Source organism: Microbacterium sp. Y356 (genome assembly GCF_059445355.1).
In genome coordinates this window covers 1,244,215-1,264,916 of record NZ_JCAIUE010000001.1, presented here as the reverse complement: position 1 = coordinate 1,264,916, position 20,702 = coordinate 1,244,215, and the positions used below count along the sequence as shown (strand labels likewise).

16 protein-coding genes are annotated in these 20,702 nt (G+C 65.0%); 8 read left to right on the top strand and 8 right to left on the bottom strand.

Annotated features, from left to right (window positions below):
- Positions 1–28: 28 nt before the first annotated feature.
- A complete protein-coding gene (locus AC1C2Q_RS06080; protein WP_495449384.1) occupies positions 29–2,599 on the bottom strand; it encodes a winged helix-turn-helix domain-containing protein in 2,571 nt (856 codons plus the stop codon).
- A 141-nt stretch (positions 2,600–2,740) separates the two neighbouring features.
- Here AC1C2Q_RS06080 and AC1C2Q_RS06075 point away from each other — a divergent pair, with 141 nt between their 5' ends.
- Both AC1C2Q_RS06075 and AC1C2Q_RS06070 read left to right on the top strand, forming a co-directional pair.
- Positions 2,741–2,998, top strand: a complete 258-nt coding sequence (locus tag AC1C2Q_RS06075; RefSeq protein ID WP_495430183.1) for a DUF8691 family protein — start codon at positions 2,741–2,743, stop codon at positions 2,996–2,998.
- 43 nt (positions 2,999–3,041) lie between these two features.
- Positions 3,042–3,419, top strand: coding sequence for a PLDc N-terminal domain-containing protein (locus tag AC1C2Q_RS06070; RefSeq protein ID WP_495449383.1), 378 nt, complete (start codon positions 3,042–3,044; stop codon positions 3,417–3,419).
- A gap of 19 nt (positions 3,420–3,438) precedes the next feature.
- On the opposite strand, the gene AC1C2Q_RS06065 is transcribed toward AC1C2Q_RS06070, so the two are convergent.
- Both AC1C2Q_RS06065 and AC1C2Q_RS06060 read right to left on the bottom strand, forming a co-directional pair.
- A complete protein-coding gene (locus tag AC1C2Q_RS06065) occupies positions 3,439–4,521 on the bottom strand; it encodes a DUF998 domain-containing protein (protein WP_495449382.1) in 1,083 nt (360 codons plus the stop codon).
- Positions 4,518–4,946, bottom strand: coding sequence for a DUF7144 family membrane protein (locus AC1C2Q_RS06060; RefSeq protein ID WP_495449381.1), 429 nt, complete (start codon positions 4,944–4,946; stop codon positions 4,518–4,520). Before AC1C2Q_RS06060 ends, AC1C2Q_RS06065 begins: the two co-directional genes overlap by 4 nt.
- A gap of 169 nt (positions 4,947–5,115) precedes the next feature.
- On the opposite strand from AC1C2Q_RS06060, the gene AC1C2Q_RS06055 reads away from it, so the two are divergent.
- Positions 5,116–6,210: an ATP-binding protein gene (locus AC1C2Q_RS06055; protein WP_495449380.1), complete on the top strand. Its 1,095-nt coding sequence runs from the start codon at positions 5,116–5,118 to the stop codon at positions 6,208–6,210.
- A 23-nt stretch (positions 6,211–6,233) separates the two neighbouring features.
- On the opposite strand, the gene AC1C2Q_RS06050 is transcribed toward AC1C2Q_RS06055, so the two are convergent.
- Positions 6,234–7,106: an MBL fold metallo-hydrolase gene (locus AC1C2Q_RS06050; RefSeq protein WP_495449379.1), complete on the bottom strand. Its 873-nt coding sequence runs from the start codon at positions 7,104–7,106 to the stop codon at positions 6,234–6,236.
- A gap of 102 nt (positions 7,107–7,208) precedes the next feature.
- Between AC1C2Q_RS06050 and AC1C2Q_RS06045 the strand changes: the two genes are divergently transcribed.
- Entirely contained in the window at positions 7,209–7,667 is a 459-nt protein-coding gene (locus AC1C2Q_RS06045) for a MarR family winged helix-turn-helix transcriptional regulator (RefSeq protein ID WP_495449378.1), read from the top strand.
- A gap of 38 nt (positions 7,668–7,705) precedes the next feature.
- Here AC1C2Q_RS06045 and AC1C2Q_RS06040 read toward each other — a convergent pair whose 3' ends face one another.
- Positions 7,706–8,572, bottom strand: coding sequence for a serine hydrolase domain-containing protein (locus AC1C2Q_RS06040; protein ID WP_495449377.1), 867 nt, complete (start codon positions 8,570–8,572; stop codon positions 7,706–7,708).
- Between the two features lie 132 nt (positions 8,573–8,704).
- Between AC1C2Q_RS06040 and AC1C2Q_RS06035 the strand changes: the two genes are divergently transcribed.
- Genes AC1C2Q_RS06035 through AC1C2Q_RS06025 form a run of 3 tightly spaced genes read left to right on the top strand, consistent with a single transcriptional unit; the run spans position 8,705 to position 14,474 of the window.
- Positions 8,705–9,265, top strand: coding sequence for a hypothetical protein (locus AC1C2Q_RS06035; RefSeq protein ID WP_495449376.1), 561 nt, complete (start codon positions 8,705–8,707; stop codon positions 9,263–9,265).
- A gap of 5 nt (positions 9,266–9,270) precedes the next feature.
- Positions 9,271–13,149, top strand: coding sequence for a Pls/PosA family non-ribosomal peptide synthetase (locus AC1C2Q_RS06030; RefSeq protein WP_495449375.1), 3,879 nt, complete (start codon positions 9,271–9,273; stop codon positions 13,147–13,149).
- Entirely contained in the window at positions 13,146–14,474 is a 1,329-nt protein-coding gene (locus AC1C2Q_RS06025) for a M1 family metallopeptidase (RefSeq protein ID WP_495449374.1), read from the top strand. Before AC1C2Q_RS06030 ends, AC1C2Q_RS06025 begins: the two co-directional genes overlap by 4 nt.
- Here the strand turns inward: AC1C2Q_RS06025 and AC1C2Q_RS06020 are convergent.
- Genes AC1C2Q_RS06020 through AC1C2Q_RS06010 form a run of 3 tightly spaced genes read right to left on the bottom strand, consistent with a single transcriptional unit; the run spans position 14,446 to position 19,742 of the window.
- Positions 14,446–15,096 carry a 4'-phosphopantetheinyl transferase family protein gene (locus AC1C2Q_RS06020; RefSeq protein ID WP_495449372.1) on the bottom strand — a complete coding sequence of 217 codons (651 nt, stop codon included), beginning with the start codon at positions 15,094–15,096 and terminating at the stop codon, positions 14,446–14,448. The genes AC1C2Q_RS06025 and AC1C2Q_RS06020 overlap by 29 nt on opposite strands.
- 39 nt (positions 15,097–15,135) lie before the next feature.
- The gene (locus tag AC1C2Q_RS06015; RefSeq protein ID WP_495449371.1) at positions 15,136–16,467 is read right to left on the bottom strand and encodes a cellulase-like family protein; all 1,332 of its coding nucleotides are present in this window, start codon (positions 16,465–16,467) and stop codon (positions 15,136–15,138) included.
- Positions 16,464–19,742, bottom strand: a complete 3,279-nt coding sequence (locus tag AC1C2Q_RS06010; protein ID WP_495449370.1) for a DUF5107 domain-containing protein — start codon at positions 19,740–19,742, stop codon at positions 16,464–16,466. Before AC1C2Q_RS06010 ends, AC1C2Q_RS06015 begins: the two co-directional genes overlap by 4 nt.
- Positions 19,743–19,834: 92 nt before the next feature.
- On the opposite strand from AC1C2Q_RS06010, the gene AC1C2Q_RS06005 reads away from it, so the two are divergent.
- On the top strand, positions 19,835–20,698 hold the full coding sequence (locus AC1C2Q_RS06005) for a helix-turn-helix domain-containing protein (RefSeq protein WP_495449369.1): 864 nt from the start codon (positions 19,835–19,837) through the stop codon (positions 20,696–20,698).
- Positions 20,699–20,702 lie beyond the last annotated feature (4 nt).

The window sequence follows — 20,702 nt, the reverse complement described above, 5'->3', positions numbered from 1 at the left end:
GCGATTTGCCTGCAGGACGATCGCGCGCTCAGAGAAGTCCGAGCTCTTGGGCACGGGCAACGGCCGAATTGCGATTGGGTACCGCGAGCTTCCGGTAGATGTGCGCCATGTGTGTCTTGATCGTGTTGGGCGACACATAGCATCGCGCGGCCAGCTCCGTGTTGGTCATCCGGGTCGGCAGATACGCGAGGATTTCCAGTTCACGGTCGGTGAGTTGCTCCGCCAACTGCGGGGATGTGGCCCGGGGGCGGCGGAGGGAACGCGCCCGCTCGGACACGCGTGCACGGAAGCGTGCCGGAGCGCCGGGAAGGTCCGATGCCAGCCGGAGTACTTCGGGGCCCGCGCGCACGAAGACGGCGACAAGGTCGTGACGGGATGCGAGTTCCATCGCCAATCGCATGGTGTCTCCGGCCGCACCTGGACCGTTCTCGCTCGATGCGAGCCAGGCGCGCAGTACGAGCTGTTCGACCGTCGCGCGTGGCATCAGCTCGGACTGCTCTGCCGCTGCGGCATCCAGATGGGCACGCGCGAGATCTGGGTGATGATTCGCCAGCGCGGCGGCGGCGGATTCGAAGGCGAGCGGGGACCAGCTCCCGGACGGGGCTGATCGGAAAGTACTCGAGGGGGTGCCCTCGAGACGGAGCATACGGGCATCTTCCGCCTGCAGCGCTGCCGCGACGATCGGCGGCGGATTCGTCGAGAGGTGCTCGTCCGGTGAGGCATCATCCCGGTCGATCAGGACCCGCTGGAGATGGGCGATCCACATGAGCTGCGTGCGGCGGTTGGCGTCGGCCCGGAGACTGCCCTCATGCAGATTCAGCGCGGCGCTTTCCGGTTCCCCACGCTCGATGGCCACGAACGCCGCTGCCAGATAGGCGTCCGCCGGAGACGGATGCGAGAGAAGCTGTGTCTCCGCGGCGAGGCTGAGGGCTTCGTCAGCCAGGGCAGAAGCGGCAGGCAGTCGGCCGCACCATGCCTCCAACAGGGCGAGGGAACCGAGCAGATGGATGCGGTACGGGCTGTACTGCGCACCAGGGGAGGCGAGCGCTTCGTCGAACCAGTTGCGGGCCGGCGCGAAGTCGCCTGCAAAAAGATGCGCGCGACCTCCCGAAGTCAGTGACGTGGTGAGGAGAAGACTCGGATGCGTCAGCCCCAGCAGCACTGGCGGGCGAAGGTGCGGGTGGTCACGGATGATATCGACGGCCAAGCCTGCCTCGTGCAGCGCGACGGCGGGTTCGGATCGGAACTGCACGCGGGCGGCGAGATAGGTATGCACGATCGCCGATTGATGCGGCGTCAGGGTCGATCGGGCAGCCTGCTGACGGAGCATGTCTTCACTCCGGGCTGCATCGCCGTTCAGCATCAGCAGCATGCCGTGCAGGATTTCGACATCCGGACGTGCCGCGCGAACTTCGGTCGGCACCGCATCGAGCCACCTGCTCATCGACGCGGTGGTGCTTCGCTCGAAGACCTCTCGTCCACGCCCTGCGATGAGCTCGAGCGCGCGATCCCAGGCATGCGCCTCGAGGAAGTATTCGATCGCCGAGGTCGCGTCCTCCTGGCCCAGATGCCACTCGGCCGCGGCGATGAGGATTGCTGTTGCCTCGGCGCGGCTCTGCGCTTTCAGTCGGTAGCGCAGAAGTTCGCGGAAGAGCGGATGGAATCGGAACCATTCCCGGTCGCTGTCGAGCGCGACGAGGAACATCGACTCGCGCTCCAGGTCCTCGAACAGCGACGTCGCATCGTCGACATCCATGATCGCTTCGATGAGGTCAACGGACATCCGATCGAGGGCAGACAGGCGCAACAACAGCGCTCGCCGCGGAGGAGACTGCTGACCGAGGGCCTGTTCGCTCAGATACTCCGAGATCAGGCGGTCTGTTCCCCGTAGTTGTCGCGCGAAGCGCTCCGGGTCGGACTGACTGCGCAGACCGAGTCCGGTCAGTAGCACTCCGGCCGCCCACCCCTCCGTCCTCTCCATCACGGCGGCGAGTGTGCCCTGACTGACTTGAGTGCCGACAATCCGTTCAAGCAAAGTGGCGGTGGTGCCCTCGTCGAAGGCGAGGTCAGCCTGGCGCAGCTCCAGAAGCGAGTGACGCAATCGGTGCTGTCCCAGGGGCAGACCGAAGTCGACGCGCGAGGAGAACACCATGCGAGTTTTCTCGGGCAGATGATCGGCGAGCCACCACAGATCCGCGAGTAGGGGTGAGTCCGACAGCAGATGCAGGTCGTCGACGATGAATACGATGCCGGGGTTCTCCCTGAAGACCGTAATCAGTGCTTCGAGCACGTGCTCGCCGAGCGCCCGGTCGCTGAGAGCGTGCGGCCTGCCGAGGTCGGGTGTATCCCGAGTATTGGCACGCACTCCGCTGAGCAAATGATCGATGAAGTGGCGTGGATCTCTGTCGGCGGACTCTATGCCCATCCAGATGACATCGAAGTCTGGGTGTGATGCCACCCATTGCGACAGCAGTACTGTTTTGCCAGAACCGGCCGGGGCGACGATGACGCTGAGGGGCGCGGACAGAGCCTCATCGAGTCGGCGGCACAACTGCGGACGATCGACGGCATGATCCGGGGTGGGAGGTATGGCGGTCATCGCATTCTCACCGTCAGTATCGCAGTGCGCGACGAGATCATCCATACGGGATGAGGACGAAACTGCACGATGCGGCCGATCATGAGACGACGACGCTCACGCACCATCTCGACGTGTGAGCTTTTAGGGAGGCATGCCGTCATGACCCAGGTCTTCGAAGTGCTCGTCCGCGGAAGGATGAGCACGGAACTTGCGCAGGCGTTGGATGGGTTCACCGTCGAGGCGCGGCCGGGAGGGTTGACGAGCATCGTTGGCGCCGTTGATGACCAACCGCGTCTGCTCGGTTTACTCGGTGCCTTCGACGACCTCCACATCGAGGTGGTCTCCGTGAATCCGGTTCCGTCGGTGCCGCGAGAGTCACCCGGGCAGGGTGACGCGACCGCATCGACGCCTGGCTAGCTTCAGATCTGGCATTGAATTCTCCCGATCGAAGGAGTCGCGCATGAACATCTGGAATCTTATGGGCTGGTTCTTCTGGTCCTTCGTCTTCATCTCCTACCTGATGGTGGTCTTCACGATCATCGGGGACATCTTCCGTGACAGCGCGTTGAACGGATGGATGAAAGCGGTGTGGATCATCTTCTTGGTGTTCCTACCGTTCCTCACTTCGCTCGTCTACCTGATCGCCCGTGGGGCGGGCATGGCAGAGCGTCGAGGCGAACAGATGAATGCGATGCGAGCCACTCAAAAGGCCTATATCCGAGAGGCGGCGCGTTCGTCTTCGCCCGCGGACGACATCACGAAGGGGCAAGCGCTCCTCGACGCCGGCGTGATCACGTCGGCCGAGTTCGATCTGCTGAAGGCGAAGGCGCTCGCCTAACACGAGACCTTGCGAGCGATCACCGCATTGGGGAGTCCCGGAGATCGCTCGCAGGGATCCGGAGTTGCGGAGGAACAGCGTTGCGAAGGAACAGCAACAACCAGCTGAAGATGATCAGGAACGCGATGAGTTCGACCGCGGTCAGGTTGTAATAGCCAGTGGTGAATAGGACCGCGAGCACCACAATGCAGGCGACGAATACGTACCCCAGCGTGAGGAAAACATGCGGGGTCGCCGGGACGCTGCGCCGGAGGCCGATCACCATCGCGACGAACAGGACAGCCATTCCCATCGCTGAGAGGTTGTGGAGCGTGGCGAATCGGTCGACGGGGAAGAGACCGACACCGCACAGCAGAATCCCCATCGCGCTCAGCTCAAGCCGAACGATCCGGCGCCCTCGCGCCGCGTGGGCACTCGCTGCGGGAATCGCGGCTGTGGCGAAGTGAGCGACCGCCGTCACCATGAGTCCCGCGATGATTACCGTGACATTGAAGGTCAGCGCCGAGATGTCATCGGTGACACCGAGGCTACTGAGATGCAGCTTCCACCATTGGTCATCCGACGCACTGAGCATGCTCGCGAGAATTCCCACGACGAGAAACACCATCAGCACCAACGACAACAGGGTCGGGGTCATGTTCGCGGCCGAGAGCGTGACGACGTACGCCGTGCACGCGATCGCCACGCCAGCGAGCACCGCCCCCGCCACCGGAAACACTTCGGCCCCGACGAAGCAGCGCTCCACGATGTCGGCCATTCCTACCCATCCCAGCAGCGCGATGACGCCGTGCGCGATCGCGACGCTCGCCGCGTCGAACCAGCGCATCCTCACCGCCACACCGTCTCCTTGCGGCCGAGAGTCGGCGAGCGAACGAGTCCCGAGAAAAACGAGTACCGCAGCTATCGCCGAACCGATCGCGATGAACTGACCGATCGACCCCGGCCCCGAGATCGCCAACGTGTGGCCCCAGAAGACCAAGAGCGCGATTCCGGTTGCGATGATCAGCGCGGCCGCGCCGACGAGCAGCGCGGCAGACTCGCGCGATTGTGTATTGGAGAGCGGATGCCGCAGCACCTGCTCGAGCGGCATCCGCTCGCTCATATGAGGCTCCCGCGCCCTCGCACCGTGCGACGTTGGGCCAGCTCGTGGCCGTGCACGGTGAGTGCGTAGATGATGAGAACGTCCATCGCGATGACGATGACCGACCACCAAGGCTGTACCGGAAGGACGAGCAGCTGACCGGCCGCACTGATGACCGCGAGGACCACTGCGACGACACGGGCCCAGACCGCACCGCTGAACAACATGAGGGCAGTGACGGTGAGAAGTGCGCCCACGACGATGTTCCACCAGCCCCATCCGACGAGATCGAAGACGAAGAGGGAGCCGTCGATAACGACGTAGGAGGCCTGTGGGCCGATCAATATCACGAGGCCCTGCAACAGGGTGAAGATTCCACTCACCAGGATGATGACGCCGGCGAAGGCTGCCCATCCAGTCCAGGCGGATTTTTCGGATGCGGACATGATTGCCATCTCTCCGCCGGCGTACCGGCACGATGCGCGCAGAGTTGATCCCATGCGCTCTCGCCGCCGATTCTCGCGCCGACGCTGAGGTTGCGCGTCACCCGCGAAGTGTGATGATCGCACACCCTCATTCGGGGCATGCTAGAAGCACACGCGAGAGAGAGCACCGATGACCCTTCTCAACATCGGCACAACGATCACCGATCCAGTGACACCTGCTGCGCTTGACGCTCGTCGGTTCAACCGGCACACATTCTGGTGCGGTCAGAGCGGCAGCGGGAAAACCTACGCGCTCGGTGTCGTGCTTGAGCAGTTGCTTCTGCACACAGAGTTGCCGATGGTCATCCTCGATCCGAATGCAGACTTCGTGCGGTTAAACCAGGTCAGAGCGGAGGTGCCGATAGAGGACGCCGCTCAGATCTCGCAGAGCGACATTCGAGTGTTCAGATCCGGGGAATCGGAGGGCGAGCGGCTGCACGCCCGATATCTTGACCTGTCTCCGGCGGCGCAGGCGGCGGTTCTGCAGATGGACCCGATCGCAGACGCCGAGGAGTACAACGTCCTACTGCATTGGGCCAAGGATGCCTCGGCCGCGACGGAGTTCGATGCCGCGAAGATGCTCGCGGACTTCCGTACTTCGGGTGATTCCGCGCGCATCCGGCTCGCGAACCGGATGGAGAACCTACAGGTTCTGGAGTGGAACCTCTGGTCCAGAGGTGCGGGATCCGTCATCGACGTGATCGAGGAGCGGCCGAGGGCGACGGTTCTGGATCTTGGCGGCTTCGATCACCCGGCGGAGCCCAAGGTTGCGGCCCTCGCAGTGCTTGAGCAACTTTGGGCGCGGCGGGAGAGTCGTCGGCCCATCCTGATTGTGATCGACGAGGCGCACAACCTCTGCTCGCCGGAGCCACGCACCGCAGTCGAGCGGGCACTCACCGAGCAGCTTGTGCAGATTGCGGCAGAAGGGCGGAAGTTCGGACTCTGGCTTCTGCTGTCGACCCAGCGACCGACGAAGATCCATCCGAACGTGCTTTCGCAGTGCGACAACCTCGGTCTTATGCGCGTCAACGCGCCGCGTGACATCGCCGAGCTCGCCGAGGTGTTCGGCTTCGTCCCAGAAGAGGACATCCGTCAGGCGCAGAGTTTCACACAGGGACAGGCGCTCTTCGCCGGTGGATTCATCTCGGACCCGACGTTCGTCCAGATGGGAGAGCGCCTCACTCAGGAAGCAGGCGGCGATGTCCGAGTGCCGTTGCGTACCTGACGCGCGGCACGGGGCTCCGCATCTCAGGGGCGTTTTCTTTCTGCGTAGAGCGCGAGAGCGCTGCCCCAGAGCGAGCTCTGGTTGGCGTGCTCGGGGTATCGATCGGTCATGCTGTTGAAGAACTCGACCGGTGTCGCGTGCGTGTCGAGAAGCTCGTCCACGTCGTCGAGATAGCGGCGCGTCTCGTTGATGGCACGTGCGGCATCACGGTCGAGGTGCGCGCGCACGTGACCGGTCGAGACCAGGCGTGGGCGGAGCGCCGCCACGGTATCGAGAGCACGGCGCCAAGCATCGCGACCACCGTTCTTGGACTCGACGAGGTATAGATGCACGCCGTTGTAGACGACGTCGCCGGTGACCGCGAGACTGAGGCTCGGCACGTGCAGCACTGTTGTGCCATCGGTATCAGAGTGGCCCACCTCGATCACGTGCAGCTTGTGCCCCTCGAGCGGGATGAACCCGTCCGTCACGGGCGTGACGGTCACGGGCGTTGTGGGGATCTGCCCGGGGAGGATGCGGTCCCAGAAACTCTCACGCATCCCCGCATTGGCGGCCATCTGCTCGATCGTGCTGGGGGCCGCGACCACGATCGCGTCCGGGAAGCGTTCGGCGAGCACGCCGGCCGCAAACCAGCGGTCACCGTGAGCATGGGTGATGAAGATGTGGGTCAGATGTCTGGCGCTGGCCTTGACCCAATCACCGACGGCTGCCGCCTGCGTGCTCGTCAGCGGCGGATCGACGAGAACGGCATCGTGGCTGCCGTAGATCAGTGTGGTCGCGAGAGGTGCCCAGGTCCGAGCGCCTCCGTTCGGGAGCAGGTCGGTCAGGGCAAGCTCGAGCGTCTCGGACACGAACACGTCATGGCTCAGGTCGGAAGCGACAGTGTTGTCAGTCATGGTTCTCTCTTTGATCGCATAACGTTGGTGAGTCCAACGTTGGGGTTCCCAATGTATACCATGATGTTGGGATGACCAACAGTCTGCGAGTAAAGTTGAGGGATGCCAGAGAATGACGACACAACGCGACCCCCGGCCCGCTTGCGACGCCTGGTCTCGTGGCAGTCCGCGCGAGTATCGACGCTCGGCGCACGATTCACAGCACAGCGCCTCCCGCTCGGCGCGCGCGCCGATTTTGCCGTTCTCGCCGCCCTCGACGAATACGGCTCCCTCAGCCAGGCAGAGCTCGGCCGCCGGCTCGGCCTCGACCGCAATGACGTGAACGGGATCGTGACCCGCCTTCAGGCGGCTGCCCATATTGAACGCGAACCCGATTCACATGATCGACGACGCAACATCGTGAGCCTCACCGAGGCAGGCCTGCGTCATCTCGATGAGTTGCAAGCCTATGCGGATGAGGTCCAAGCGGATCTCCTACAGGGGCTCGACGTCGCCGAGCGTGAACGCCTCGTCGAACTACTCGGCAAAGTACTGGGGGGCCACAAGGCGCAGTCGGCGTAGTCCCGATTCGATGCAGAATACGGCTCCGGGGAGACCGCTCACTGCGCCACAAGCTCCGAGGCTACGAACGCAGCCATCGCATCCGCGCCGAAGTGATCGTCGGCAGTGATCGTCACGACGGCATCGCCGACGAAGATGAGCAGTTGGCCGTACGCCCCATGCAGCCTCCACGCCGGCCCGGGGCCGCCCCATCCGCTGAGCGCATAGCGGTCGTAGCCTGGATTCACGCCTGCGACCACCCAGTCCGAGTGCATCGCGTCTATCCACTCGGCGGCTACCAGGCGTTGTCCCTCCCAGACGCCGCGATCCCGAACGAGGCGTCCGATTCGCGCCAGTTCCTCGGTGCGCAGCGCGAGGCCCTCGCCGGCGACGATCCGTCCGTTAGGGCAGCGAGCCCATTCGAGGTCATCAATGCCGAGGGGAGCGAACAGGCGTGGGATGAGGTACTCGAGTACATCGCCGACCCTGGTGGCGAGCAAGAACATCGCCGTATACGTGCTCGCGTTGGAGTACTGGAACACGCGTCCGCGAGCTGGCCTCGCGAGGAACTCGTGGGCGAGATCCGGCCAGTCCGTCATCATCGTCTCCGACCACGGCAGGTCTACTCCGCTCGACATGCTCAAGAGATGGCGGAGGGTGACGTCCGCGACACCGTCACCGAGCGCGACCTCCGGCAGATAGGTCGATACCGGCGCATCCAGGGAGATCAGGTTCTCGTCTGCAGCGATGCCAGCCGCGAGCACGCAGATGCCCTTCGCTGCCGAGTGGATGTCTTCGCGGATGTCGGGCGTCCAGCGGTGCTCCGCAACGTCGTCGCCGGTGCGCACGTGCACGCCGTGGGCTCCGAAACCGGAAGCGTCCACCTGACGCACGATGAGGTCTCGGATGGTCTGCGCAGAAGTCACACTCACAGTCTGCCCGCATCCCCAGCGCCTGACGCATGTTTCCGCTTCGTTCACGTTCACGCTGTATTGTTAGCGCCCTCACCGCGTGTCTGATCTCGGCACGGTATTCTCCGGAAGCGAAAAGGTTGAACCATGGCGAAGACCACGAAAGCGGCGAAGTCCGCGAACACAGCGATCACCGCAGCGGGATCCGCAGCGAAGGACGCCAAACAGCTCAGCAAGACCTTGCCCAAGAAGGATGCGAAGAAGCTTCGCACCCTCGCGGACGAAGCGAAGGATGCGGCGAAGGTATCGAAGAAGAAGATCGCGCGCAGCCCGCGCAAGGTCGAGAAGAAGGCCATAACGGCGGTGGAACGCCTCGAGAAAGCCACCGACAAGATCGAGAAGAAGCGTGCCACCGCGGCGGCGACTGTTGTGAAGAAGGCGGCCGTGGCAAAGGAGTCGCAGCCCGCCAAGAAGGCGCCCACGGCCAAGACGGCGCCCGCTGCTACGAAGGCGCCGGTCGCTAAGACGGCGCCCGTTGCTAAGAAGGCGCCCGCTGCTGCTAAGGCCCCCGTTGCTAAGAAGCCCGCCACCTCCACCGGACTGACCGCACTCACCGTGCTGCAGCTGCGCGATCGGGCTCGATCTGAGGGGCGTACCGGGTTCTCACGGTTCTCGAAAGCTCAACTCGTCGCGTTGCTCTCTTCCTGATCCGCGTGCAGGAGTATCTCGATCGCCGCGGCGATGCCCCGGCGCCGCGAACGCTGATCGACATCCTTCGGGCGTCCGCAGCGCAATACCCCGAGGCATCCGCTCTTGAAGATGCTTCGGGCGCACTGAGCTACGCGGAGCTGCTCGCGCAGGTCTCGCTTATGGCCGAGCGACTGCACGCGCAGGGCGTGCGCCGCGGCGATCGGGTCGGCGTGCGGATGCCCTCGGGAGGTCGTGAGCTCTATCTGTCGATCTTGGGAATCATGGCGGCAGGGGCAGCCTACGTGCCCGTCGACGCCGACGATCCGCAGGAACGCGCCGACCTCGTATTCGGCGAGGCAGTCGTCAGCGGGGTCATCACGAGCGATGGCTACCAGTCGTGGTCCAGCGAGCGAGCGGATGACGCATCCGACGAGTTTCCGCCACCGGGTCTCGAGGACGACGCGTGGATCATCTTCACGTCTGGATCGACCGGCGTGCCGAAGGGCGTCGCTGTTTCTCATCGCTCGGCGGCAGCGTTCGTGGATGCCGAAGCGCGGCTTTTCCTGCAGGGCGCCCCGCTCGGTCCTGGCGACCGAGTACTCGCCGGGCTCTCGGTCGCATTCGACGCCTCCTGCGAAGAGATGTGGCTTGCCTGGCGCCACGGCGCATGCCTGGTGCCGGCCCCGCGTGCCCTGGTGCGCTCAGGAGAAGACCTGGGTCCGTGGCTGGTCGGCCACGGGATCACCGTGGTGTCTACCGTCCCGACGCTGGCGGCGCTCTGGCCGCAAGACGCGATCGAGAACGTGCGGCTCCTCATCTTCGGCGGCGAGGCTTGTCCGCCCGAGCTCGTCGCGCGACTGGTGGGTGAGGGCCGCGAGGTGTGGAACACCTACGGTCCCACTGAGGCCACCGTTGTGGCGTGCGCAGCGATCATGGACGGCGAGGGACCGGTGCGTATCGGCCTCCCGCTCGACGGCTGGGCACTGGCAGTGGTCGACGGCGAAGGCCTTCCGATTCCTGACGGCGAAGTCGGCGAACTCATCATTGGTGGCGTCGGGCTTGCGCGATACCTCGACCCAGCGAAGGATGCGGAGAAGTACGCCCCGATGCCGACCCTCGGCTGGGACCGCGCCTACCGGTCCGGCGACCTGGTGCGTGCAGACCGTGCCGGACTCCTCTTCCAGGGGCGCGCCGATGATCAGGTGAAGGTCGGCGGCCGACGCATCGAACTCGGCGAGGTCGAAACGGCGCTTCAGTCGCTCAGTGCCGTCTCGGCGGCCGCTGTCGTCGTGCAGCACTCGGAGGCCGGAGTGGCGCTTCTGGTCGGATACGTGGTCGCGACAGAGGGTTTTGATCGGCAGACTGCTCGAGCGCAGCTTGCCGAAATGCTCCCAGCACCGCTCATCCCGCTTCTCGCCGTTGTGGATGACCTGCCCGTTCGAACCTCGGGCAAGGTCGACAAGGCCGCACTCCCGTGGCCGCTCACCGACACGGACGCCTCTGACTCCCCGCTGACGGGAACGGCGGCGTGGCTGGCAGAGCAGTGGCTGGCTGTGCTCGGCATCCGTCCTGCTGATGAGAATGCGAACTTCTTTCAACTCGGTGGTGGGTCGCTTGCAGCGGCCCAGGTCGTCTCACGCATCCGCACTCGTGCGCCGGAGTTCACGATGGCGGATGTCTATGATCTGCCTCGTCTGCGCCAGATGGCGGAGGCTGTGGAAGCGGAAGCATCCGATGACGAGACGCCGCTCACCTTCAGCACCCCGCGGCCAACGCCGCGGGTGATGCAGTGGGTGCAGAGCATCGCCGGCGCACCGCTGTTCATCCTCACCGGGGTGCGGTGGACGATGTGGCTGCTGGCGACGAGTTGGATTCTGCGACTGTTCCCCGGCTTCGACTTCCTGCCGGATGCCCCGGGGTGGGTGGTCCTTGCAGGTCTCTTCTTATTCGCCACGCCGTTCGGCAAGATGGCGCTGTCCGCCGGGTTCAGCAGAGTGCTCCTGCTCGGGCTCACGCCCGGTGACTACCCGCGCGGCGGGGGAGTGCACCTTCGACTCTGGCTCACCGAGCAGATCGCACAGCAGATCGACCCGGTCGGTCTCGCCGGTGCACCCTGGGTGAGTTACTACGCCCGCGCGCTCGGTGCCAAGATCGGCCCGAACGTCGATCTGCATACCCTCCCGCCAGTGACGGGCATGCTGAACGTCGCCGAGGGGGCCTCGATCGAACCAGAAGTCGATCTGACCGGCTACTGGATCGACGGCGATACCGTGCGCATCGGCGGAATCCGCATCGGGGCCGGCGCCTCGATCGGCGCACGCAGCACGCTCGCCCCCGGTACGAAGATCGGTCGTAATGCCGAGATCGCTCCCGGTTCTGCTGTCTTCGGGCGCGTGCGCGCCGGGCAGCGCTGGGCAGGATCGCCCGCGGCTCGAGTCGGCGGAACCTCGACGCCCCTTGCCTCTGAGCGACCCCCTGCGCCGAAGCGCTGGCTGTGGGCGTACGGAGCCTCGTCGGCGTTGCTCGGCTTGCTGCCGTTCATCTCGTTCGCGTTGGGCGGTGCGGTGATCGCGCAGGCGATCGCTGGATCGTCCTCGATCGGCGCCGCGATCCTTCCCGCGCTTGCCTGGCTCATTCCGGCCACCCTCGTTTCCGGCCTGGTATTCGCGGGAGCGGTTCTGGTGCTCGTGCGACTGCTCTCAATCGGGCTGGCCGAGGGCGTGCATCCGGTGCGAAGTCGGATTGCCTGGCAGGCCTGGACCATCGAGCGTCTCCTCGACTCGGCGCGCACGATCCTGTTCCCCATCTACTCGAGCCTCTTCACTCCCATCTGGCTGCGGATGCTCGGCGCGCGGGTCGGTCGCGATGTGGAGGCATCCACTGTCCTGCTGCTGCCCTCCCTCTCAACGATCGACGACGGCGCCTTCCTCGCCGACGACACGATGGTCGCCACCTACGAGTTGAAGGGTGGATGGATGCGCCTGGCCGAGGCACGCATCGGCAAGCGCGCGTTCCTCGGTAACTCAGGGATGGCGGGTCCAGGGCACCGGGTTCCGCGAGACGGACTGGTCGCGGTGCTCTCGGTTGCGCCCGAGAAGTCGAAGCCAGGGTCGTCGTGGCTCGGTTCTCCGGCGATGCGTCTGCGGCGGGTCGTGAACGATTCCGATCTTGAACGCACGTACAAGCCTCGCCGGTCGTTGCGCGTCGCGCGTGCCCTGTGGGAGTTGAGCCGCGTGATCCCGGTCTTCGTGACATGCGGTCTCGGGCTCGGTGTGCTCTTCACTCTTTCGGTGATGATCGACGTGTGGGGGCTCGCCCTCACGATCGTCCTGTCGGGCGTTGTCCTGATGATTGCGAGCATCCTCGCCGCCGGCATCACAACCGTGGCGAAGTGGACGATCGTCGGCCCGATACGCCCGGGCGAACACCCGCTCTGGTCGAGTTTCGTGTGGCGCACCGAGGTCTCGGACACCTTCACAGAAATGCTCGCGGCGCCCTGGTTCGCGAACGCCGCTGCGGGAACCCCGGCGCTCGCGATGTGGCTGCGATCGCTGGGTGCGAAGATCGGTCGCGGTGTGTGGACCGACAGCTATTGGCTTCCAGAACCCGACCTCGTGACCCTCGGCGACGGTGCCACCGTCAACCGCGGATGTGTGGTTCAGACGCATCTGTTCCATGATCGAGTGATGAGCATTGATACCGTCACACTCGAAGCGGGTGCGACTCTGGGCCCACACAGCGTGATCCTTCCTGCAGCGACGATCGGCGCGGATGCCACCGTCGGGCCCGCATCGCTGGTCATGCGAGGCGAGGTCGTGCCCGTTGGCAGCCGCTGGAGCGGCAATCCGATCGGCCCATGGCGCGCGGTGAAGGTGCGCGCGTATCAGCAGGCCGACAGATGACGGGCGATCGCTACGCGCCGCAGAGCGGCGACCCGAACCTCAGCATCGACCACTACGAGCTGAGCCTCGAGTACAAGGTTCCGACCAACCGGCTCAGCGGGACTGCGGTTCTCCGGGGGCATGTGCTGGAGTCGGCCAAATCGATCGCACTCGACCTGGTCGGCGTGCGCGCCACCCGCGTGCGCGTCGCCGGAGACAAGAATGCGGGGTTCCGCCAGACTGACCGCAAACTCTGGATCACGCTAGGGCACCCGCTCGAGAATGGCGAAGAATTCACCGTTACGATCACCTACGCTGGGGCCCCGCGACCGCGCCGCTCCCGATGGGGGCAGATCGGGTGGGAAGAGCTGGAAGACGGAGTCATCGTCGCGTCACAGCCCACCGGAGCGCCCACGTGGTTCCCCTGTAACGATCTGCCGTCAGACAAGGCCACCTACGGGATCGAGTTCACCACCGACCAGGCGTACACGGTGGTTGCGGGTCGGCGCACCGGTCGTTCGACTCGTGGTGGCAAGACGACCTGGACCTTCGCGCACGATGTACCGATGGCGACGTATCTGGCCACGGTCCAGCTGGGCAGGTACACCACGGAGTCCCTCGCGCTGGGCTCGGCCGCCGGCGAGCTGCACTATCCGCGGGAGCTAGCCGCGCGTGTGCACGCGGATTTCGCGGATCTGCCGCGAATGATGACGGTCTTCGAGGATGCCTTCGGTCCTTACCCGTTCGCGGAATACACGGTGGTCGTTACACCGGACAACCTCGAAATCCCGCTCGAGGCGCAGGGCGTGGGGATTTTCGGTGCGAACCACATCGACGGCGTCGGCGGCTTGGAACGACTCATCGCGCACGAGCTCGCGCACCAGTGGTTCGGCAACAGCGTCGGGCTGTCGCAGTGGTCCGACATCTGGTTGAACGAGGGATTCGCCTGCTACGCGGAGTGGATCTGGTCGGAACGTTCGGGTGGTCCCAGCGCAAATGAGAAGGCGCTCGCACACCACGCGCGTCTGCGCGCGCTTCCGCAAGACCTCGTCCTCGGCGACCCTGGACCCGACCTCATGTTCGATGACCGCGTCTATGAGCGAGGCGCACTCACCCTGCACGCCCTTCGCCTCGCGATCGGCGACGAGACGTTCTTCGAGGTGCTTCGCAGCTGGACCCGCAGTTACGGTGCCGCCACCGCAACGACGGAGGATTTCATCGTGCTCGCAGAGGAGATGAGCGGTATCCCGCTCGCGGCGGTCTTTCGCACGTGGCTCGCCGTTCCGGCGCTGCCACCGCTGCCGCTAACCGCTTCGCTTACGCAGCTGGCGCGACCGCCACGCTGAGAACGAAACCGTTCGGGCCAGGCGCGGCGGATGCTTCGATCGTCTCGGCGCGGCCTGGTATCGACATCCGATGTGCACCGCGGATGATGCGGCCTTCTCGATCGTGGAACGACACAGTCGCCGGCGGCACACGGAGTCCGCGGCCGTCGGCTTTCAGGGCGGCCTCGATCAGCGTCCATCCCCGCAGATCGGGCGGCGGTGCCGGCGCGAAAAGCCGTGCGAGCTCGTCGAGCGGCCCGACCCTGGACTCAGCTTCGATGTCGATGCCGACGGCACTCGCATCAGCGTCATGCACCGCGGCGATAGCCACCATGCTGCCCGCGTAGCTGACGCTCAATGAGACAGGTGCATCCACCACTCTCGGCGCACCGTGATCGCCGCCGCACCGCTCGCACACGGTTGATATCTCAGCATCGGCCTGTGTCGAGAGCTCAGTGAGCAGCTGCGTCATCAGCCAGCGCCCGGTGAGGAATCGCGCGGCCTGAACGTCTTGCAAGCCTGCGTGCCGCTGCACCTGCGCCGTACCAAGGCCGCGCAGAATCGACACGTCGGGAAGGTTCGGGCCCGCGGAATCTGCCCACGCGATGCGGACTGGGCCCAGACTGGCGCGGCCGACGAACATTCCCTCAGTTTAGAAGGCTCCCGTCGCGTGACAGTCGAGTCAGGGCTCGAGGAACAGCGCGTTCATACGCCGCTGCCACTCGGTATCGGCCCACATGGGGTGGTGCGGTGCTGCATTCGAGCACGCGACGACACCCCAGACGCCGTGCGCGCGAGCGGTGCGCATCCCATGCTCGGCAAGTGCCCGGCCCACGGGCCCTTCTTCGAAACGTCCGTCTCGGGGCGTGTAGCCGATCCACCCCTCACCGATCACAGCCGGCACGCCGCGCCAGCGTGCCCATTCTGCGATGGCGATGACGCGCGACTCAATCTCGCGCTGCATCACCTCGTGGTGTGCGTCATAGTGCGCGTCGAGCCACGCATCCCACGCGGCAGCGTCAATCCAGTCATATCCGTAGATCATCTGGTCGGTGATGACCGTGGCCCTGAGCTTCCAGCTGGCTGGCCGTCCGTACTCGTCGACGCTCGGGGCATCAGGCCGCAGCAGAGCACGCAACTCGGCATTCGGGAAGCCCTCGGTGCCTTCGGAACGGATATCGATGCGTCGCTGCAGAGCATCAAGCACACCGTAGCTGTAGACATGGAACTGTGCCACCTGCAGGTCCGGCGTGAGACGGTGCATGGCCAGGTGGGGTGGCTTGCCGTAGCTGACGGTGATGAGCTGATCGGCATGCCGCGAGCGGAGCCTCTCCATCGCGGCGATGCCGTTCACGATCCCTGGGCCATCATCAGTCGCATCGATAGGAGGAAGGATCGAGAAGTCGACCTCGTTGTGCAATTCAGTGAACGCGATCGATTCGATCAGGCCCGCGGCGCGGATCTGATCGAGGAGCCGGCCGAATGCATCGGCGAGGGCCTCGTAGCGACGTCCGATCGGCACCCTGTCGATTGCTTCGAACCAGGCGGGGTCACCCGCGAATGCTGTGGACTGCTGGTACTCCCAACTCGCGAGGATGACAACGATCCCGTGCTTCTTGGCACTTTCCAACACGGCGAAGAAACGCGCTCGCACATCGATCGTGTACCCACCGGGACTGTCATACCAGCGGGTCCGCTGCCCGTAATAGCCGTGGCCGGGTGCCGCGCCCAGCCCCTCGATCGGCAGCGCTTCGGCAAGAGCGTCGAGACCGAGGTCTCCGGCGAGAAGCAATGGCGCAGCGCAGATGCGCACGGCGTTGTAACCGCGCGCAGCAGTTTCGGCCATCGCCTGCTCGACGTTCTCATACGGCTCGTCAGAACCCGCCCTGGTGTACCAGGAGAAGTCCCACAAACAGACGGCGAGGCGCTCTGGCAGGTGCGCGGGAACCGCTCCGGTAAGCGTGGAATCGGGTGCAGCGGGCATCACAGAGGTGCCGAGGTAACGTTCGCTCATGCGGTGAACTCCATCTGGTGGCGACCCTGTGCCGCGAGGTCTCGGAGCTCCTGCGCCTCGGCGGCTCGCCGCTCAGCGGTGTCGATCGAGAAGAGTAGCAGCTCCGGCATCGAGGTGGCGAAGTAGTCGATCCGGTCGGCAGCCGCTTCGAGATCGTCTGCTCGCGCATCGAGAACGTCCCATACGTGCCGTGCTTGGTCGGTCTCACCCAGGCGCAGGTGCGCCCAGCCGATCCACACATCGCGTGTTGTGACCAGGTGCCCGGTGGCAGCGAGCGGCCCGTCAATTTCGCGGGCACGGCGCCATGCGGCGGCAGCCGCCGCATCGTCACCAAGCGCGGCTTCTGCGTCGCCGAGCAGCACGAATCGTTCGGCGACGACGTCTGCGGGGTGGCGCCCCTCGCCGAGATGCTCGGGGGGAACGATGCCCGCTTTCAGCAGCTTGCGAGCCGAGCCTGGGTCGGTATCGATCATTTCGCGCGCTACTGCGGTCGTCGCACGATCGAAGACCGCAAGCACCTTGCCCTCTCCTCCTTCAAAGGGCTGGAAGCTGCGTTCGCCGAGCAGCGATAGGGCCTCGCGGGCGCGCCCCAAACTGACCAGGAGATCGGCATACACGACGGCTAGGTCATCGCGGATCAGCACCGAAGGCCCAGCCTGCTCGATCGCTGACAGCCGCGCCGCGGCATTGATTCCGCGCAATGCGGACAGCTGATCACGCTCGTACACGAGCCGGGCGTCGGACGCGCCACTCAGCTTCAGTGCTCCCGCGTATCGCTCGTCGGCGAGCTCAAGGTCGCCACCGGTGTTGACGACCGCGACTGCCGCATTTCGCCACACCACCGGGTCGTCTGCGCCGGCCGAGATCGCGGCATCGAGGGCGCGAAGAGCTTCTGCCGTACGCCCCGCATCGAGCAGCCAGCAACCGAGCATCCCGTTCGCACGGGGATCGCCGGGGTCGGCGTCGAGCGCGAGTTGAAGCATCGCGAGGTCATCCAATCCGGCGGGGAAGGCGAGGAGAGGATCTGCTTCTCGAGCGGCAGAACGCGCAGCCATGGCCCGCTCGTGTTCGCCCGCTTGGTCGAGGAAGACCGCCAGCGCGTACGCAGCCATCGGCGCGGGGTTGCCGAAGCGACCAGGTCTTGCCAGCATGGCGCGTTTTGCCAGAGCGATGCCACGTTCGCGCTCGCCGAGACGATGCATTTCATGGGCCATGGTGAGCAGCGTGCGGGGATCGATCGGATCCAGCGCATCATCGAGTGCAGCGAGCAGCGGATCCAGCGGATCGGCAGCCCGAGCCGGCACAAGGAGTCGGTCGGCTTCGGGAGCGCGATCGAGCGCCCGCAGCGCCGTCACCTGGGCCGCGAGGGCCTGGCTGCTTGAGGAATCCAGCTTCGCCGCCATATTTGCGAACTCCAGCGCACGGCGCGCGTCACCCGCGCGAAGCGCCAGCCGGGAACGACCCAGCAGCGCTGGCAGCGCGAGGCCGCCATCCCACATGGTCTTACCGAATGCGTCGGCAGCTTCGTGGAAACGGCCGAGACGCTCAAGCACGAGCGCGCGCAGGAAACTGATGTCACCGTGTTCGGGGTTAAGGTTGCGTCGCGTTTCGCGGGCGAGCGCCAGGTCGAGGTGTTCGAGTGCCTGTGGAAAATCGCCTCGAGCAAACGCCAACCGAGCGATCCCCTCGTGGGCCCGGGCATCACCCGGGTCGCGACGAACCGCCTCGCGGAAATAGGGCTCGGCAGCTCGGCTCGGGTGCCGATATTGCACGAGGTGGCGTCCCGTCACGACAAGTTCATCGTTGGACTCGATGTCGTTCGGATCAGCGGGCTCCTCAGCAACCCATGGCTCCACGGCAGGGGAGTGGTGCGCACTCCATCGAACGAGTTCGCGCGCGATGGACGCGTCGGAATACACGACAACATCCAGATCGTCTCGGGTGGCCGGTTCTTCGAGCTCGAACTCCGCGGTGAAGGGTGCGCCAGGGCCACACGGCGCCGACCAGCTCGTGATCGTCGTGTCGTTGCGCCGCAACTCGATGCGCAGCTCTTTGTGTTCGCGGGTCGTGGCGATGCCGAGTCGTACCAGAGACCCATCGACCTCGAGCCCGACGGCTGCATCGAGCGTTGCCTGCACGGCAGGGCCGATGTCCTGGATCGGATACCAATACTGGCTGAAGGTCCGAGTCTCGCCGGGGCGCAGCCAGGTGAAGTCGGGCTGGTTGTCGGTGAAGACTCCGGCCATAAGCTCGACGTACGGGCCATCACCATCGGTGAGGTGGCGGTCCCAGGCATGTCCAACCGGACCATTGCCCCACGTCCACATTTTCTTGCCCGGTGCGATCGCTCGGTCGGCCCAGTGCACGAATCCGGCTTGCGCCTCATGATCGTAGCCGCCGAAGAAGTCGTCGACGGTGTCGGTGATCATGTACGAAGTCGGGACACGCACATTGCCGTAGAAATCAATGCGGTCGGCGCCGGTCTCAGCAGATTCCAGGGCTGGATAATCTACGCCGTAGTAGGGGCGGTCGGCAGCCGGAAACGCAGTGATCGCGCGACGCGCGTGGTCGGCCACATAGCCGACATCGGTGGGGAAGAACGACTGGTACTTATCGTGCGAGCGTGCGGCGACGTTCGCCCACCAGAGGAACGTCTGAGGCACATCGGTGCGGTTCACGAGACGGGCTTCTAGTTCGATGACTGTCGAATCGCCGCGCAGTCCGATCCCGTGACTGGCACGCATGCGTTGCAGTTGGTCGAGGTCGCTGTGCCACACGGTGACCGCGCCATCATCATGGCGAACGATGTGTGTCTCCACCGGAAGGTGGGTCGCCGGGCGGTGATGCTGAGGCCAGTTGAACTCGACGCCACCGGATATCCAGGGGCCGGCGACGCCTACGAGTGCGGGCTTGATGACGTTGTTGCGGTAGAAGAAGTCGTAGTCGCGTGTCTTGTCGTATCCGATGTGGATCCGGCCGCCGAGCTCCGGCAGGAGCACGAGACGTACCCAACGGTTCTCGATGTGGATCGCGCGCCATGTGCGTGGCCGCCGCTCCGACTCGATTCGGTCGGTGAACGGCATCGGGTAGATCTTTCCGCTTGATCCCTGATAGACCCGGCGATCGAGGAAGGCGGGGTACTGGTCGGGCTCGGCCGCATCGTACGTGTCGATGGTGATCGACTCTTCCCAGCAGGCGACGCCACCCGCTTCGAGACGGGCGCGCTCGGCTTCCGGCGCATCAGGTAGCACGATCGGCTGGTGCGAGGTATTCATGTAGTCAAATTTACTGTCGGCCTGCGCGTCGAGACATAGGAGATCATCGGATTGACATGGACGTTTCTACTATCTCTGCCAGAATTGACGGCATGGAGCGTCGTGATGGGTTCGACCGGCAGCGGTTGTGCGTTGTGCCGCGTCCCGCGATCGCGGAGGCCCTCGCGCAGCCGGTGACTCGACGGCTCGTGGTGACCGATGCTGGGTGGTTCCCAGGAGCGGCGGGGCATCTGCGTGTCAGGCAAGAAGGTGCCGAAGAAGCGATCGTGATCGTATGCACCGAAGGTAGCGGCTGGGTTGACGTCGGTCAGGGGCGGCATCGGGTGGGACCGGGGACGAGCGTGCTGATCCCGCGGCGGACTCCGCATTCCTACGGATCAGATGAGGGCCAGCCATGGACGATCTGGTGGTGCCATCTGCTCGGCAGTGATGTGGCGGACCACTGGGCAGCGATCGGAGTTGATCGTGGCCATCCCGTGGTATCTCTGCGTGCGCTCGAGCGAGTGACGGCGCTGATGGATGAGATAGTTTCCTCGCTTGAACGCGATCAGTCGCCTGCTCGCCTGCTCGCGACCGCTGGTATCGCTTGGCGACTGATGACCCAGTTCGCGGTGGATCGCAGGCTCCCTGAGCAGGGAGAACCGCTCGAGCGAGCTATGCGTTACCTCGAAGAGCGCGCCGATGGCAGTATTCGCGTCTCTGAACTCGCCCGCCTCATCGGCGTCTCCGCCTCGCACCTCGGTGCCCTTTTTCGGGGTGCCACCGGTGGGGGAGTTCTTGCGTACCACACGGGGCTCAAGATGGGGCGTGCTCGACGCTATCTCGACACCACATCAATGCATGTGTCTGAGATCGCGCGCCAGGTCGGCTATGAAGATCCGTTCTACTTCTCGCGGCAGTTCAGCCGGGTGCACGGGATGAGTCCGAGTGACTACCGCCTGCACAGCAAGGGCTAGTCGC